At 29.8% G+C, this 16,787-nt stretch carries 15 protein-coding genes and 2 other annotated features; of the genes, 1 reads left to right on the forward strand and 14 read right to left on the reverse strand.

Annotated features, from left to right (window positions below; genetic code table 11):
• Nucleotides 1-14: 14 nt before the first annotated feature.
• The 7 genes from pheS to infC all read right to left on the reverse strand — a co-directional run bounded on the left by pheS (nt 15) and on the right by infC (nt 5,783).
• Entirely contained in the window at nt 15-1,034 is a 1,020-nt protein-coding gene (pheS, locus tag QOZ84_RS13720) for a phenylalanine--tRNA ligase subunit alpha (RefSeq protein WP_284133513.1), read from the reverse strand.
• A gap of 50 nt (nt 1,035-1,084) precedes the next feature.
• Nucleotides 1,085-1,316, reverse strand: a binding site (T-box leader).
• Nucleotides 1,317-1,368: 52 nt separating this feature from the next.
• On the reverse strand, nt 1,369-2,166 hold the full coding sequence (locus QOZ84_RS13725) for a TrmH family RNA methyltransferase (RefSeq protein WP_284133514.1): 798 nt from the start codon (nt 2,164-2,166) through the stop codon (nt 1,369-1,371).
• A gap of 2 nt (nt 2,167-2,168) precedes the next feature.
• On the reverse strand, nt 2,169-2,840 hold the full coding sequence (locus QOZ84_RS13730) for a potassium channel family protein (RefSeq protein ID WP_284133573.1): 672 nt from the start codon (nt 2,838-2,840) through the stop codon (nt 2,169-2,171).
• Nucleotides 2,841-2,917: 77 nt separating this feature from the next.
• Nucleotides 2,918-4,294 (reverse strand): TrkH family potassium uptake protein, encoded by a 1,377-nt coding sequence (locus QOZ84_RS13735; RefSeq protein ID WP_284133515.1) that lies wholly within the window; start codon nt 4,292-4,294, stop codon nt 2,918-2,920.
• Between the two features lie 271 nt (nt 4,295-4,565).
• Nucleotides 4,566-4,922, reverse strand: a complete 357-nt coding sequence (rplT, locus tag QOZ84_RS13740) for a 50S ribosomal protein L20 (protein ID WP_026900093.1) — start codon at nt 4,920-4,922, stop codon at nt 4,566-4,568.
• A gap of 54 nt (nt 4,923-4,976) precedes the next feature.
• Complete coding sequence (rpmI, locus tag QOZ84_RS13745; protein WP_284133516.1) at nt 4,977-5,171, reverse strand: 50S ribosomal protein L35; 195 nt, start codon at nt 5,169-5,171, stop codon at nt 4,977-4,979.
• A gap of 27 nt (nt 5,172-5,198) precedes the next feature.
• The gene (gene infC / locus QOZ84_RS13750; RefSeq protein WP_331496595.1) at nt 5,199-5,783 is read right to left on the reverse strand and encodes a translation initiation factor IF-3; all 585 of its coding nucleotides are present in this window, start codon (nt 5,781-5,783) and stop codon (nt 5,199-5,201) included.
• Between the two features lie 351 nt (nt 5,784-6,134).
• Here infC and QOZ84_RS13755 point away from each other — a divergent pair, with 351 nt between their 5' ends.
• The gene (locus tag QOZ84_RS13755; RefSeq protein ID WP_284133517.1) at nt 6,135-7,535 is read left to right on the forward strand and encodes an ATP-dependent metallopeptidase FtsH/Yme1/Tma family protein; all 1,401 of its coding nucleotides are present in this window, start codon (nt 6,135-6,137) and stop codon (nt 7,533-7,535) included.
• 129 nt (nt 7,536-7,664) lie between these two features.
• On the opposite strand, the gene thrS is transcribed toward QOZ84_RS13755, so the two are convergent.
• The 7 genes from thrS to QOZ84_RS13790 form a co-directional block, all read right to left on the reverse strand.
• Nucleotides 7,665-9,584, reverse strand: a complete 1,920-nt coding sequence (thrS, locus tag QOZ84_RS13760) for a threonine--tRNA ligase (protein WP_284133518.1) — start codon at nt 9,582-9,584, stop codon at nt 7,665-7,667.
• A 56-nt stretch (nt 9,585-9,640) separates the two neighbouring features.
• Nucleotides 9,641-9,871 (reverse strand) — a binding site (T-box leader).
• A 54-nt stretch (nt 9,872-9,925) separates the two neighbouring features.
• Nucleotides 9,926-10,528 (reverse strand): DUF445 domain-containing protein, encoded by a 603-nt coding sequence (locus QOZ84_RS13765; protein ID WP_284133519.1) that lies wholly within the window; start codon nt 10,526-10,528, stop codon nt 9,926-9,928.
• A gap of 141 nt (nt 10,529-10,669) precedes the next feature.
• Entirely contained in the window at nt 10,670-11,464 is a 795-nt protein-coding gene (locus QOZ84_RS13770; RefSeq protein WP_284133520.1) for a putative sporulation protein YtxC, read from the reverse strand.
• A 200-nt stretch (nt 11,465-11,664) separates the two neighbouring features.
• Complete coding sequence (locus QOZ84_RS13775; protein WP_284133521.1) at nt 11,665-12,600, reverse strand: ABC transporter permease; 936 nt, start codon at nt 12,598-12,600, stop codon at nt 11,665-11,667.
• Nucleotides 12,600-13,691, reverse strand: coding sequence for an ABC transporter permease (locus QOZ84_RS13780; protein WP_284133522.1), 1,092 nt, complete (start codon nt 13,689-13,691; stop codon nt 12,600-12,602). Before QOZ84_RS13780 ends, QOZ84_RS13775 begins: the two co-directional genes overlap by 1 nt.
• Entirely contained in the window at nt 13,684-15,252 is a 1,569-nt protein-coding gene (locus QOZ84_RS13785; protein WP_284133523.1) for an ABC transporter ATP-binding protein, read from the reverse strand. Before QOZ84_RS13785 ends, QOZ84_RS13780 begins: the two co-directional genes overlap by 8 nt.
• A 313-nt stretch (nt 15,253-15,565) precedes the next feature.
• Complete coding sequence (locus QOZ84_RS13790; protein ID WP_284133524.1) at nt 15,566-16,615, reverse strand: BMP family lipoprotein; 1,050 nt, start codon at nt 16,613-16,615, stop codon at nt 15,566-15,568.
• Nucleotides 16,616-16,787: the final 172 nt, after the last annotated feature.

Raw genomic sequence — 16,787 nt, forward strand, 5'->3', positions numbered from 1 at the left:
TAAATCCCTCCTAATTAAAATTGATTTAAGAATCTCATATCATTTTCAAATAATAATCTTATATCATCTATTTCGTATTTAAGCATTGTAATTCTATCTACACCCATACCAAATGCAAATCCGCTATAAACTTCTGGATCTATCCCACAGTTTCTAAGTACATTTGGATGTACCATTCCAGCTCCTAGTATTTCTATCCATCCTTCACCTTTACACATAGGACATCCTGCTCCATTACACTTAAAGCATGTAACGTCTACTTCTGCACTTGGTTCTGTGAATGGGAAGTTATGTGGTCTAAATTTAGTTTTTGTTTCTTCTCCAAATAACTTCTTAACGAACATGTTTAATGTTCCTTTTAATTGAGCCATTGTAATATCTTTTCCTACTACAAGACCTTCTATTTGATGGAACATTGGTGAATGTGTTGCATCTGGAGAATCAAATCTAAAACATCTTCCAGGAGACACTATCTTTATAGGTGGTTCTTGATTTTTCATAGTTCTAACTTGAACTGGAGAAGTTTGAGTTCTAAGTAATAATTCACTATTTATGTAGAATGTATCACTCATATCTCTTGATGGATGGTCTTTAGGTGCATTTAATGCATCGAAGTTATTTGCAACTGTTTCAACTTCAGGACCTTGTGCTATAGAGAATCCCATCCCCATAAATATTTCACTTACTTCATCTATTATTTGAGATATAGGATGTTTTTTTCCTACTAATGCTGGTTTTGCTGGCATAGTAACGTCTATAACTTCCTCTGCTAATTGTTTTTGTTTTTCGATTGATTTTAATTCTTCTTTTTTAGAAGATATATTTTCTTCTATCGCTTCTCTTACTTTATTTGCAACTTGACCTATTACTGGTCTTTCCTCTGCTGATAACTTACCCATTTCTTTAAGAATAGATGTTATCTCACCTTTTTTACCTAGGTACTTAACTCTTAGGCTTTCTACAACTTCTATGCTTGAAGTATCTTTAATTTCATTTAAAGCAGCTTCTTGTAGATTAAGTAATTTTTCTTGCACATTAATCACCCTTTCGCTTTTTGTGTATTAAAAAAAGCCCTTCATCCCTATCTAGGGACGAAAGACTATAATTTCGCGGTACCACCCTAGTAGCTTAATAAATTTAATTTATTAAACCACCTCAAATAAACTTAACGCGTTTTGACGTTAAAGCCTACTATAAATTTCAGCTTTAATACTCCAGAGGGAACTTCTTTTGAATTCTTAGAAAGTACTTTCAGCCTTGGCACTTATCTCTAAACTAAGTTAAATCAAAATACTTTTCTCTTTCACAGTATTTTAAAATATATTTTTCGTATAATTATAACATATACTATACACTATTTACAATATATTAAGCTTGGTATTTTTTTATTTCATACATTAATATGGCACTACTAATAGCTGCATTTAAAGATTCAGCCTTACCGTATATAGGTATTTTAACCAATACATCTGATTGTGATACTAGTTCATCATTTATTCCATTAGCTTCATTACCTATAACTAACGCCGTTTTATAGTTGTATTCTACATCATTATAGAAATTATTTGTGTCTAAATAACTAGATACGATCTCAAAGTTTTTCAATTTAAGTATTCTTAAAGCTTCTTCTTGTGTCGTATGAATTACTTTCATATCAAAAATTGATCCCATTGTAGATCTTATAACCTTTGGATTGTATATATCTACACACCCTTTTAACGCGATTATAGCATCTATTCCAGCAGCATCTGCTGTTCTTATTATTGTACCCATATTGCCAGGGTCTTGTATTCTATCTAATATAAGTACAAATCGATTCTTATCGCTTAAATTCTCTTCTATATTTTTTTGAGTAAATTTAACTACTCCAAGTATTCCCTGTGTACTTTCTGTATCAACTAAATCATTAAATATTTTATTTGTAGTTTTGTATGTTTTTATATTTTTTTCTTTTAAAGTGTTTAAGAACTCTATATGTTCTTCTTTATTTTCAAAATCTTCGTTTATAAATACATATTCTAAATCTGCACTACATTCAATAGCTAATGTTAATATTCTGTATCCCTCTATTATAAACTTACATTCTTTATTTCTATTTTTTGTTTTCAATAATGATTTTGTATATTTTATTTTTTCATTATCTTTAGCTGTTATCATTATAGACATTACTATCTTCTCCTAATTACATCTTTATTTTCTGATGCTATACTACTTATTTTACTATTTTGTCCAATTACAACTAAAATACTACCTGATCTTAATTCTTCTTGTGGTGCTGGAGTAACATTTATACTTTTACCTGTTTTTATAGCTAAAACAGTAATTTCATATCTTGCTCTTAGTTCTAAATCTATCAATGTTTTTCCTACCCAACTAGTTGGCGTAACAATTTCAACTATTGAATATTCTGGGTCTAATTCTATATGATCTAATATATTATCAGAAACTAGGTTATGTGCAACTCTTACCCCCATGTCTCTTTCTGGGAAAACAACTCTATCTGCACCTATTTTGTAAAGAACTTTTGCTTGTAACTCATCTTTTGCTTTGCATACGATTTGAGATACACCCATCTCTTTAGCTATAAGTGTAGCCATTATAGATGCTCTTATATCCGATCCTATTGCAACTATGGCTACATCAAAGTTTCCTAGTCCTAAAGATCTTAATGACTGCTCATCTGTAACGTCTACTATCGCTGCATGAGTAACTTTGTCTGCTATATTTTGAATTATTTCTTCACCTTTATCTATTGCCATAACTTGATGCCCTAAAAGATGCATAGTTGTAGCTACTGAAGCTCCAAATCTTCCACATCCTATAACTATATATTGCTTCATTTTTTTCTTCCTTTCCATATAAAATCATCTCCAATGTCTATTCAATAATACCTATCTTATTTTTTAATTTATTATATTTATCCAACTATTATTTTACCTTCTGGATATTTAATCGGTGCATTTTTCTTTATTCCTCTTGATGCTAACGCCATAAATATAGTTAACGATCCTACTCTTCCCATAAACATAAATAAAATTATAAACATTTTACCTAAACTACTTAAGTTAGGACTTCCACCGATACTCGATCCGACTGTAGCAAAAGCTGATACAACTTCAAATCCAGCTTCTACTAATGTAAAATCTGGATCTGTAATTGAAATAATTAAAGTTCCAAAAACAACTACAGTAATTCCTATAAAAAATATTCCTAAGGACTTTCTAACTGTAGATGTTCCAATTCTTCTTTCATATATTTCTATATCTTCTTTTTGAAGTATAAAGGATTTAACTGTAAGCACTAGGGTTGCTAATGTAGTGGTTTTTATTCCTCCTCCAGTTGAAGCAGGAGAAGCACCTATAAACATAAGTATTATCATTATAAATATACTACTTTGGCGCAGTATTGCTAAATCTACAGTATTAAATCCAGCTGTTCTAGTTGTAACCGATTGGAATAAAGCTCCAAGCAATTTACCTTTTATACCCAAAGGTCCTAACGTATCTGGATTATTATATTCTATTAATAATATTAGTGCCATTCCTAAAAATATCAATATAGCAGTAGTAAATAATACTACTTTTGAATGTATATTTAATTTAGATATTTTTTTGTTTTTAATTACGTCTAGTATAACAGGGAATCCTAATCCTCCAAAAACTATAAGTGCGCAGATAGTTACGGATACTGTAAAATTATTAACATATGATGTTAATGAAGTAAACGGACCCGAATAAGTTCCCATTAAATCAAATCCAGCATTACAAAATGCTGATATAGCATGGAATACACTGTACCATATTCCTTTTATTAGTCCAAATTGTGGAACAAATACAGTAGATAAAAGTAAAGCACCCATACCTTCTATAGTAAAAGTCATTAATAAGACATATCTTGTTAATTTAACTAATCCAGATAAATCCATTTGATTTAGTGATTCTTGTAATAAAAGTCTTTCTCTTAAATTTATTTTCTTTTTAGTTATAAGAGCAAATAACGTTGTTATTGTCATAAATCCTAGTCCACCGATTTGTATTAACATTATTATTACAACTTGACCAAATGTATTCCAATATGTAGCCGTATCTACCATAACTAATCCTGTAACGCATACTGCTGATGTTGATGTAAATAAAGCATCTAAAAAACCAATGCTTTCTCCACTTTGAGTTGCAATTGGTAAATTTAATAATAATGCTCCAGTTAAAATAACTAAAGCAAATCCCATTACCATTGTTTGTGTTGGTTGCATTTTATTTATGAAGGCAGCCAGCTTACTCACTAGTATTTTCATTTAGCACTAGACCTCCTCTATAATTTAGATAATGAATTGTTATGTATTATCTAAATATTTAACCCTTATAACCATTATTATATTATATTCCAAAATTTATTTAAAAACAATGATATATATCGCTAATTACGTTAAATTTGTGTAAAGAATATTATTTACATAAGCTTAATTTTTAATTCTTACAACAATTAAAAAATTCGTTTTTATATAACCAAAAAGGCCTTTGAATAAAATTCAAAGACCTTGATTATATAAATTAATTATATTTTGATTAAGCTAATTTTGACTTAGCAACTTCTACTAATTTAGCGAAACCTTCTGCATCATGTATAGCCATTTCAGATAACATTTTTCTGTTAACTTCTATTCCTGCTAAGTTTAATCCATTCATGAATCTTGAGTATGATAATCCATGAGCTCTAGTTCCAGCATTTATTCTTTGTATCCAAAGTCTTCTGAAGTCTCTCTTCTTTAACTTTCTACCTATATATGCGTTCTTTAACGCCTTCATTACGAATGTATTAGCTGGTCTGTATAATTTACTTCTAGCTCCTATATATCCTTTTGCAAGTTTTAACACTTTTTTGTGTTTTTTACGAGCGTTCATAGCTTTCTTAACTCTTGCCATCGTTATGACCTCCTTTGTTTTCCTCTGTTTTTATGTTTTTTTTTAATCCGATTCTTAGTATGGTAATAATTGCGCTATTCTTCTAGCATCTCCAGCTGAAACTATTCCTGATTTTCTTAATTGCATCTTAGTTTTAGCAGCCTTCTTAGTTAGTATATGTCTTCTGAAAGCTTTAGCTCTCTTTAATTTTCCAGTTCCTGTTTTCTTGAATCTTTTAGCAGCACCTCTATGAGTTTTCATTTTAGGCATGTTAATTTCCTCCTCTCAGTTAATCATCTATTTTTTTGGATCTATAATTACAACCATGTTATTACCCTCAAATGCTGGGGCTTTAGTTGGTTCTCCAAACTCTTTTACTATATCTATGAATTTAAGCATTACTGTTCTTCCGATGTCTTTATGTCCTAGTTCTCTACCTCTGAATCTAAGCTCAACTTTAACTTTGTCGCCTTTTTTAAGGAACTTTATAGCATTATTAGCTTTAGTATTTAAATCATTAGTATCTATACCTGGTCTAAGTCTAACTTCTTTAACAGTTATAATCTTTTGATTTTTTTTAGCTTCTTTTTCTTTTCTTGCTTGTTCATACTTATGCTTACCAAGATCCATTATTTTACATACTGGTGGTGCAGCATTAGGTGAAATCATTACTAAGTCTAAATTTTTACTATCTGCTATTGCTTGAGCTTCTTTAGTTGGCATTACTCCAAGTTGTTCGCCACTGTCCGAGATAACTCTTATTTCTTTATCTCTTATTTGTTCATTGATTGCTTGTTCTTTACTAATGGTAGGACACCTCCAAATTTTTTTATAAATATAAAAAGCGAATGATATAAAATCATCCGCTATATAAGTTAACAAATTTAAAAAGTTTTATGCATAATATCTATAAAAACTTTAACTTATATTTACCCAACAACACTTATCGTAAGGTGAGAAGCGGACTTCTTCTTCATTTTTCAATTGGCAGCTCAATTAGCTACTCTATATAATATAACATCAGATTAATTTTTTTGCAACTATTTTTTATTTTTTTTTACATTTTTTCATTTTTTTTTTATTAAATAAGTAATGATTTCCTTGATTTCTGGCCATACTTAAAGATGTTACATACTCTGTGGTTTGTTTGATAGAAAATTTTAATAATAAATATTAGCAACTATGGAAACTATAAAAGCAAGTAAACAATTTTTATTATTGAGGTGTATGGCTATGAAAATGTTAGATAATTTTTTAAAGAAGATTAACAAACCAGTACCTGTATTTGCTCAAACTAAAATGGAGAAGGAAAATCCAACTGATGACTCTAATGCTACTAAGCCCAAAACAACATTTTGCGATGTTGCCGGATTAGAAGAAATAAAAGAAGAGTTATTTGAAATAGTAGATTTTATGAAATCTCCGGGCAAATATCAGAAAATGGGTGCAAAAATACCTAAAGGAGTCTTATTTTATGGACCTCCTGGAACTGGTAAAACTTTACTTGCATCTGCTATGGCTGGAGAAACAAATTCATCATTTTTCAATGTAACTGGTTCTGAGTTCGTTGAAAAATACGTTGGTGTAGGTGCTAAACGTGTTAGAACATTATTTGAAAAAGCTAGAAAAGAAGCCCCTAGTATAATCTTTATAGACGAAATCGATGCTATTGGTGCCAAAAGACATTCTGAAAGTAATAACGAAAAAGACCAAACTCTAAATCAGCTTTTAGTTGAAATGGACGGTTTTGCAAAGGATTCTAATGTAATAATAGTTGGAGCTACTAATAGACTAGACCTACTTGATGAAGCTCTACTTAGACCAGGAAGATTTGACAGACATATACACATTGGTTCTCCTAATTATCATACTAGATTTGAGATTTTAAAAGTTCATACTAAAAATAAGCCAATAGACAAATCTGTAGATTTAGAACTTTTAGCTAAAAAAACTCATGGTTTCAACGGTGCTCATTTATCAAACATTGCTAATGAAGCTGCTATATTTGCAGTTAGAGAAAATAGCGACATTATCACAGAACTTCATTTTGATAAAGCAATTGAAAGAGTTATCGCAGGACTTGAGTGTAAAAATTCTGTATTGGTAGAAAAAGAAAAGAAAATAGTTTCATATCATGAAGCAGGACATGCTATTGTCAGTGATATACTTGGCCTTTGTCCTATTCAAAAAATATCTATAGTTCCAAGAGGTCAAGCTTTAGGATATGTACTTCAACTTCCAGATGAAGACAGATATATATACACTAAAGATGAACTAATGGGAAAAATTAAAATTTTACTAGCTGGAAAAGCTTCAGAGGAAATAATATTTAACCATAAATCAACTGGTGCAAAGGATGACCTAAAAAAAGTCACAGATATTGCTAACCAAATGGTATGTGAATACGGTATGAGTAACTTAGGATTTATGACTATAGATGGTAATATTAAAACATTTATGTCTAAACAAGTCCAAAAAGAAGCTAACAGTATAGTTCAAAATTGCTATAATGAGACATTAAAATTATTACAAGCAAATATAAATGACTTGCATTTAGTTTCTAAACACTTATTCGACAAAGAGACAATGACACACGATGAATTAAAATCTTTAATTAAAAAAGAACTTTGTTAGATAATACAAAATTCAAATAATATAAAAGGGTGTAGCACTAGAAAATAGTACTACACCCTTTTAGGTATAAAAAATAAAGTCCCAAGTTCAAAAAAACTTGGGACTTTGTAATTAGTAGAGTTATACTAATTATCCTTGTATAACATTTGTTCTTTCTTCAACTTCTTTTAACACTGTTTTCATAAACTCATTTAAATCTAGAGTTCCTACTTCTCCATTATCTCTTGATCTAACAGATATTTTCTTTTCAGCTTCTTCTTTTTCTCCAACTACTAACATATATGGTACCTTTTGAAGTTGAGCTTCTCTTATCTTAAACCCTGTCTTTTCTGCTCTATCATCTATATCAACTCTTATACCTTTTTCAAATAAAGCTTTTTTAACTTCATTAGCATAGTCATTGTACTTATCAGATATAGGGAGTATTCTAACTTGAGTTGGAGCTAACCAAACTGGGAATTTACCAGCATAGTGCTCTATTAATATTCCTATGAATCTTTCTATACTTCCAAATGCAACTCTGTGTATCATAACTGGTTTATGCTTTTCACCATCTTGACCTACATAACTTATATCAAATCTTTGAGGTAGTTGCATATCTAATTGTATAGTTCCACATTGCCAAGTTCTTCCTAAGCAATCTCTTAAATGGAAATCTATCTTAGGACCGTAGAATGCTCCATCTCCTTCATTTAACTTATATGGTAAATTTAATTCTTCTAAAGCTTCTCTTAATCCATTTTCAGCAGTTTCCCACTCTTCATCTGTTCCCATTGAATCTTCTGGTCTTGTAGATAATTCTAAGTGATATTCAAATCCGAAAGTTTTATAAACACTGTCTATTAAGTTTACAACACCTTTTATTTGCTCTTTTATTTGCTCTGGTAGCATGAATATATGTGCATCATCTTGAGTAAATGCTCTAACTCTCATTAATCCATGTAATGCTCCTGATAACTCATGTCTATGAACTCTACCTAACTCACCAACTTTCATAGGGAAATCTCTATATGAATGTGGGCTAGATTTATAATATAACATTGAACCTGGGCAGTTCATTGGCTTTATAGCAAAGTCTTGCTCATCTATTTGAACAGTGTACATATTCTCTTTGTAGTGGTACCAGTGACCTGAAGTCTCCCATAATTTTTGGTTTAATATTATTGGAGTTTCTATTTCACAATATCCATCTGCTCTGTGTATTTCTCTCCAGAATTTTAATAATTCATTTTTAAGTTCCATACCTTTTGGTAAGAATAATGGGAATCCTGGTCCTTCTTCTGGTATAAAGAATAAATCTAATTCTTTACCTAATTTTCTATGATCTCTTTTTTTAGCTTCTTCTAGTAAATGTAAGTATTCTTCTAGATCTTTATTCTTTTCAAAAGTTATACCATATACTCTTTGAAGCATTTTGTTCTTTTCGTCACCTCTCCAGTAAGCACCTGCTACACTTAATAACTTAACTGCCTTAACTTTTTTAGTTGAAGGTAAGTGTGGTCCTCTACATAAATCAGTGAAGTCTCCTTGTTTATAAAACGATATTATTTCGCCTTCTGGTAAGTCTTCTATAAGCTCAACTTTATATATTTCTTCGTTTTCTTTTGCCCAAGCTAAAGCTTCTTCTTTTGGTAACTCGTATCTTTCTACGCTTAAATCTTCTTTAGCTATTTTTTTCATTTCTTTTTCGATTTTCTCTAAATCTTCCATTGTTAGTCTGTGCTCTAAATCTATATCATAGTAGAATCCATTTTCTATACTTGGTCCTATCGCAAACTTAGCTTGTGGATATAATCTTTTTATAGCTTGAGCTAACATATGTGCAGATGTATGTCTAAACACATCTTTACCTTCTACATCATCAAACTTAAATAAGTTTAATTCACAATCTTTTTCTACTTTGTAGTCTAATCCTACAACGTCCCCATTAACTGATGCTGCAACTATTGCTCTAGCTAACCCTTCACTTATAGATTTAGCTATATCCATAACAGATATTTCATTTTCAAACTCTTTTATTGACCCATCTTTCAAAGTAACTTTTATCATTTTTTTTACCTCCTTGATTAATTTTTTATATTAAAAAAACTCGACCCAAATAATGTATTTGGGACGAGTATTAATTCGCGGTTCCACCCAAGTTGGCGTATATTTATACAACCCTCTTGATGACTATAAGGTAGTCAACCGAATACTTTCGCATATATATTAATATATGTTAATAAATTCTGCTCCAAGGTAGTTTTCAAATAGTCATATTTAGATAAGCTTTCAGCCGGTGACTTATCCTCTCTGGCAATTGTTTCTACTTTACTCTTCCTTTTCATAGCTTGCTTTTAAATTTAATATAATTATAGCAGATACTTATAGGTGTCGCAACAATAAATATATTATATAAATATAATTATTAATCCTTGTACTATACCTATTAAGAATCCTAATACTAAACCTAGTATTTCTATATGCTTTAATTCATTTTTTGCTATTCTAAGTATTATTTCCTCTAATTCATATAAATCTAAGTTGTTTATCTTATCTTCTACCATTTTGCCAATATCTATACGCTTATTTGCTTTTCTTATTACTTCTTCACTTAAATCGTCTATACTTTGTTTTATTTCATTTTCAATTGCTTCTGATACATATCCTTGTATGATATTTTTTATAGCACTAGGAGCAAATGCCATTTTTTCATTTATTATAACTTTTATTTTTACCTTTATGTACTCTACTACATTTTCTTTATCTTCTTCTGTGATTATATTTTCTAATATTTCATCTAATGAAATAAATTCCTTTTGAACTATCTCACCTATATTACTAGCAATCTCAGCTTTTCGCTTTGGTATTAGTCCTATAATCTCTTTATTTATTACTGGTATCTTAATAGGTTTTATAGGTCTAAATATCAGCTTAATTGCTACAACATTAGTTACATATCCTATTACCCCGCCTATACTTGCTAATATTAATATTTTAAATATATTACTCATAATAAATTCTCCTCGTCCTAATATAATATATAGTTCATTTTATAACTATTTATTATACCATTATAAGACTTTTATCGAATTTTAAAAAGTAATATTTTATTGTTGTTAATATCATAAATTAAATGTTAATACTTATTTAATTTAATTTTCATATACTTTTACTACTTTATTAACAAATATAGATTTTATAGTTTCTATTATTTCTTTAGATGCATTATTATTTAATGTGTCTAATATTTCTATTTTTTTAGGACACAGAGTCAATAATGTACTTATTAAAAAATCCTCATAATTTAAATTTTCTTTGATTATCATATTTACAATTTCTTGATTATCAATATTGTCTATTCTATTGCCGTCTTTGTCGTATAATAAAAATGAATTATCTTTCATTATGTGAACTTTTAATAAATCTATTTTTTCATCCTGCATATCTATAAAATATTTTAAAACATTTATAAACTCATCTTGATCTTTTTTAAGTATATATTCTTCTACTGCTATATCAACTATATGTGAGATATATTTAGAAAATCCTTTCATTCTAAATTTTACAAAACCTTCTAAATTTATATAGTCGTTATTTTGTATATAATTGTATACAGCGCTGTAAACAGACTGCCTAATTAAGTTTTCCTTTTCCACAAATAAGTCTAATAAATGCATATATATTTTTTCATCTTCTCTTAAGTATGTATCATGATATTGTTTTGATAAGTGTTCCTTTAACATTTTGTCTTTCATTATGCCGATTATTAAATCAGTTATTTCTTCAGTTGCTTCTTTTTTATTTATTTCATTTTGTTTATCAGAACTTATTTCTATTTCTACAAGTTCATCATCATACTTTAGTTCTTTTTTTAAGTTATTACTATTTAAAAATTTCATAGCATATGCCTTATCTTGTTCTGATAAAGTTAGGTAAATATTTTTCATTGTCAACTACTCGCTCCTTTCTTGCTATAAGAGGAAGTATAAAAATCAATTTGATAATTTATTAGTACTTAGAATAGATTTTTTAATCTCATCTACAACAACTCTTTCTTTTATTATATCTATATTTGTTTTATTTAATTCATATTATATGCTTACAAATAATTTACAAAAAAAAATGATAGCATATGCTATCATCTTTTTTATCTTTCACCTTTTTTATATGAGCTACCAAGCGCTGCTGGAGCCTTAGAACTCTTAACAAAGATAACTAAAACTATTAATGTTACAATATATGGTATCATTGATAATAAGTTTTCATTTATGCTAAATGGTAATTCCGGATTACCAAAGTATACTGATAATGCTGTTGAGAATCCAAATAATAAACATGCTGCCATTGCCCATTGTGGTCTCCATTTACCAAATATAACTGCTGCTATAGCTATATATCCTTGTCCTGAAATTAATGTAGGTCTAAATGAAGAAACAACAGCTAAACTCATTGATGCTCCACCTAATCCTGCTAATACACCTGATATTATTACAGCTGAATATCTAGTTAATGCAACATTTATACCTAATGTATCTGCTGATCCTGGATGTTCTCCAACTGCTCTTACTCTAAGCCCAAATCTAGTTTTGTATAACACATACCATACAACTACAACTAATATAAAAGCTAAAAATACTGTTGCGTATGAGTTAAATATAATATCTAATACACTACCAGATGGGAATAATCCATTTAACGGTCTTGGTATCTTATTTTCCATTGGTATAGTTGGTGTCATAGTTGCACCATCAAACATTATCTTAGATGCAAATAACGCAACCCCAGGAGCTAATAAGTTTATTGCAACACCTGATATAGTGTGGTCTGCATTAAAACTTATAGTAGCAATTCCGTGTATCAATGCAAATATACCACCCGCAATTCCACCTATCATAAAAGCTATCCAAGGATTTCCTATAATAACACCTGCTGCTGCACCTGCAAAAGCACCTATAGTCATCATACCTTCTATACCTATATTAATTATACCTGAATTCTCTGAGAACACTCCTCCTAAAGCTGCAAATATAAGGGGTGTAGAATACATTAAGGTAGTACTAAGAATTAAAGCAAAATCTTCCATTATACGTTACCCCCTTTGTTCTTTTTATCTCTAAATTTAACATACATCATTCTTAAAACACTACTTAAAGCTATAAAGTAAACTATTGACCCTATAACTATATTTATTACTTCTGAAGGTGCTCCTACTGCTTGCATCTTCGTTCCACCATATTTAAATGCTCCAAATAACAATCCTGAGAAAATAACTCCTATTGGGTTACTATTTGCAATTAAAGCAACAGCGATACCATCAAAACCATATCCCTCTTGTGCTGCAAGTATTGTTACATTACCAGATACACCCATAACTTGTATAGCTCCTGCTATACCTGCAAGTAAACCTGCAATTGCCATAGATTTTAATATTGATGAACTAACGTTTATTCCACCGTACTCTGCACCAAATTTATTGTATCCAACTCCTCTTAGTTCAAATCCTAAAGTTGTTTTAAACAGTATAAATGCAATTATTAAAACAAGTATTATAGATATAATTATGCCCCAGTTAACCTTTGTTGCTGGTCCTACTAATCCTGTTAACCAATCTATTCCTATACTTGCTGAATCATGTATACTTACTGAAGCTTCACTATTTGGTCTTGCTAACCAAGTGCTTTTTATCATAAAGTTACTTAAATAGAAAGCTATCCAGTTAAGCATTATAGTTGCTATAACTTCATTTATTCCAAACTTAGACTTTAACCATCCTGCAAATCCACCCCATAATCCTCCTGCGAATCCTGCGACTAAAAGAGTAAATGGTATGTGTATTATAGCTGGTAACTGTACTCCAGCACCAACTATAGTAGCAACTAATGCTCCTATTATAAATTGACCTTCTGCACCTATATTAAATAATCCTGTTTTAAATGCAAAGGCAATAGAAAGACCTGTTAATATAAGTGGAGTAGATCTTATTATAGTCCATGCTATAAATTTAGGCTTTCCAAATACGCCTTCTAGCATAGCCGAATACGCTACTATTGGATCTTCACCCGCTAAAAGAAGTGCTATAGCCCCAACAATAAGTCCAAGTATTATAGATATTAAAGAAAACAATACTGCGTTGTCGGCTAGTGACATTTTTTTCTTTTTTGTATTACTACTCATGCTCTTCACCTCCAGCCATCATAAGTCCTAATGTATTTTCATCTGCATCTTTTGCGTCCATAATTCCTACTATCTTGCCTTCATATATTACTGCTATTCTATCTGATACATTCATAACTTCATCTAATTCTAAAGATACTAAAAGTACTGCATTTCCTTCATCTCTTTGTTTAACTAATGATTTATGAACAAATTCTATAGCTCCAACATCTAACCCTCTTGTAGGTTGAGTAGCTATTAATAGTTGTGCTTTTTGTGTGGCTGCTCTTGAAATCTCTATATTATCAACCTCTCTACCAATTATAACCTTTTGTTGGTTACCTCCTGATAAAGATCTAGCTTTAGTTGTATGATCTGTAGGTCTTACATCAAATCTTTCCACTATCGCTTCTGCATATTTATCTATAGCATCTTTATTTAAAATTCCATTTTTAGAGAATCTATGATCTTTATAATTTTGTAAAACCATGTTTTCAGCTACAGAGAAATCTAATATTAAACCTCTTTTATGTCTATCTTCAGGTATATTTTTTATTCCCGATGTAAACATTTCTTTAGGTTTTTTATTAAACACTTCTTGTCCATTTATTTTTATACTTCCAGATTCAGACTTTCTTAGCCCAGTTAAAGCTTCAACTAATTCAGATTGTCCATTTCCATCAATACCTGCAACACCTAATATTTCACCAGCTTTTACTTCTAGTGATAATTCATCTACTACAGATATTTTTCTATTGTCTTTTACTGTTAAATCTTTTATTTGTAAAACAACTTCTTGTGGTTTAGCTTCTATTTTATCTACTTTAAAGTTTACTTCTCTACCAACCATCTTAGCAGCTAAGTCATCTTCGCTTGATTCTGAAACTTTTACAGTATCAATATATTTACCTCTTCTGATTATAGTACAATAATCAGCTGATGCTTTTATTTCTTTTAATTTATGAGTTATTATTATTACAGACTTACCTTCTCTAGTTAAGTTTCTTATAATTTGCATAAGCTCTTGAATTTCTTGCGGTGTAAGAACTGCTGTTGGCTCATCAAGTATTAATATTTCTGCACCTCTATATAGTGCTTTTAATATTTCAACTCTTTGTTGCATACCAACTGTTATATCTTCTATTTTTTTGTTTGGATCAACATATAATCCATACTTTTGTGATAATGCTTCAACATCTTTTACTGCTTTTTTGATGTCTATAGCTCCCATGCCTTTTATTGGCTCTGTACCAAGTATTATATTTTGGGCTACTGTAAATGGTTGAACTAACATAAAATGTTGATGAACCATTCCTATACCATTAGATATTGCAACATTAGGATTGTCCATATTTACTAAATTTCCGTTTATATGAATCTCACCCGATGTTTGGTGATATAAACCATATAAGATGTTCATCAGAGTTGATTTTCCAGCTCCATTCTCACCTAAAAGAGCATGTACTTCACCTTTGTGCACAGTCAAGTCTATGTTATCATTCGCAACAAAATTTCCGAACATCTTAGTTATCTTTTTCATTTCTACAACTTTTTGACTGTAATCGATATTACTATTATTCATAGCTCTTCATCACCCTCCTTAATTTTAAATATTCAGTATTTTCATTATACTAAAATACAGTGTCTATAACAAACCATTTAATATATTTTTAAGCAAAAATTTAATTTTTATTGTCTGTTATTTTTATATTGCAACCTATATTTACCATATATATACATTTATACAATAAGTTTACTTTATATATAGAGTATAATACTTTTTATGTCATTATTTCTATCTAAATTATGTTAAATATCAAACCATATAAAAAGCTATCCTGTATCTTGGATAGCTTCTTATTTTTCATATTATTTTTTTGTATTATTTTTTATATTTATTTTTTTAATTCTTTATATTCTTTTTCATTTTGAGGTACTTTTATATCTCCAGATTTAATCTTTTCAGCTTCACCTTTAACATATTCTAATACGTCTGGGGCTACATTTTTCTTACTAGTTGGTGCTATTCCAACTCCATCCATATCTAATGTATTAACTATAAGTTGTCCACCTTTGTAAGTTCCATCAATTATAGATTTTCCTAAGTTTAATACTGCAACGTCTATATTTTTCATTGCTGAAGTTATTACATTGTCTGGTGCTAATTTATTTTGATCTTGGTCAACACCTATAGCTTTTTTATTGTTTTCTTTAGCAGCTTCTATAGCTCCTATTCCAACTGCACCAGCAGCAGAGAATATTATATCATTTCCATTTTTATGCATTTGGTTAGCTATAGATTTTCCTAAAGCAGCATCTGTGAAGCTGTTAGCATATTGTACTGTCACTTCAGCATTTGGATTAGCAGCTTCAACTCCAGCTCTAAATCCATAGTCAAATCTATCTATAACCTCTCCAGAGATTCCACCTATAAATCCAACTTTTTTAGTTTCTGTCATTCTACCAGCTATTAATCCTGTTAAGTATGCTGATACGTTATCTTCAAATAATAAAGAAGTTACATTTTCAGGTTGCTTTTCATAAGCAGCATCTATAAGAGCGAATTGTTTGTCACTGTAACTTTTAGCAGCTTCTTCTATTGCATCTGCTAATTTAAATCCTACACCTATTATTAGGTCTGTGTCTTCATCAACTAATGTTTCAACATTTGGTACATAATCTGCATCTTGCTTAGATTCTAAATATTTAACTTGAACTTTTTCTTTTCCATATTCTTTTTGTAATTTTTCTAGGCCTGCCCAAGCAGATTGATTAAATGACTCATCATTTACTCCACCTGTATCAGTTACCATACCTATTTTGAATACCTTTTCACCTTCAGCCTTTTTATCTTTCTCTGAACCAGACTTTGGGCTACACCCAACTAGCATGCTTGTACTCATAACCAAAGCTAAACCTAACGATAATAACTTTTTAAGTTTCATAAGTTTCCTCCAAGTAATCTTTAATTTTTAGTTTTTATTGTTTACTGATTTAATTTTACACTATGTTGATTTTTTTTTCCATATATAATTTTATTTTTATGGTAATATATATTATATTTTTGGCACTATATAACTACATTTCGTTAAATAGTGTATATTTATTATTATAATT

The sequence above is a fragment of the Romboutsia sedimentorum genome (genome assembly GCF_030131845.1).
Taxonomy (GTDB): domain Bacteria; phylum Bacillota; class Clostridia; order Peptostreptococcales; family Peptostreptococcaceae; genus Romboutsia_D; species Romboutsia_D sedimentorum.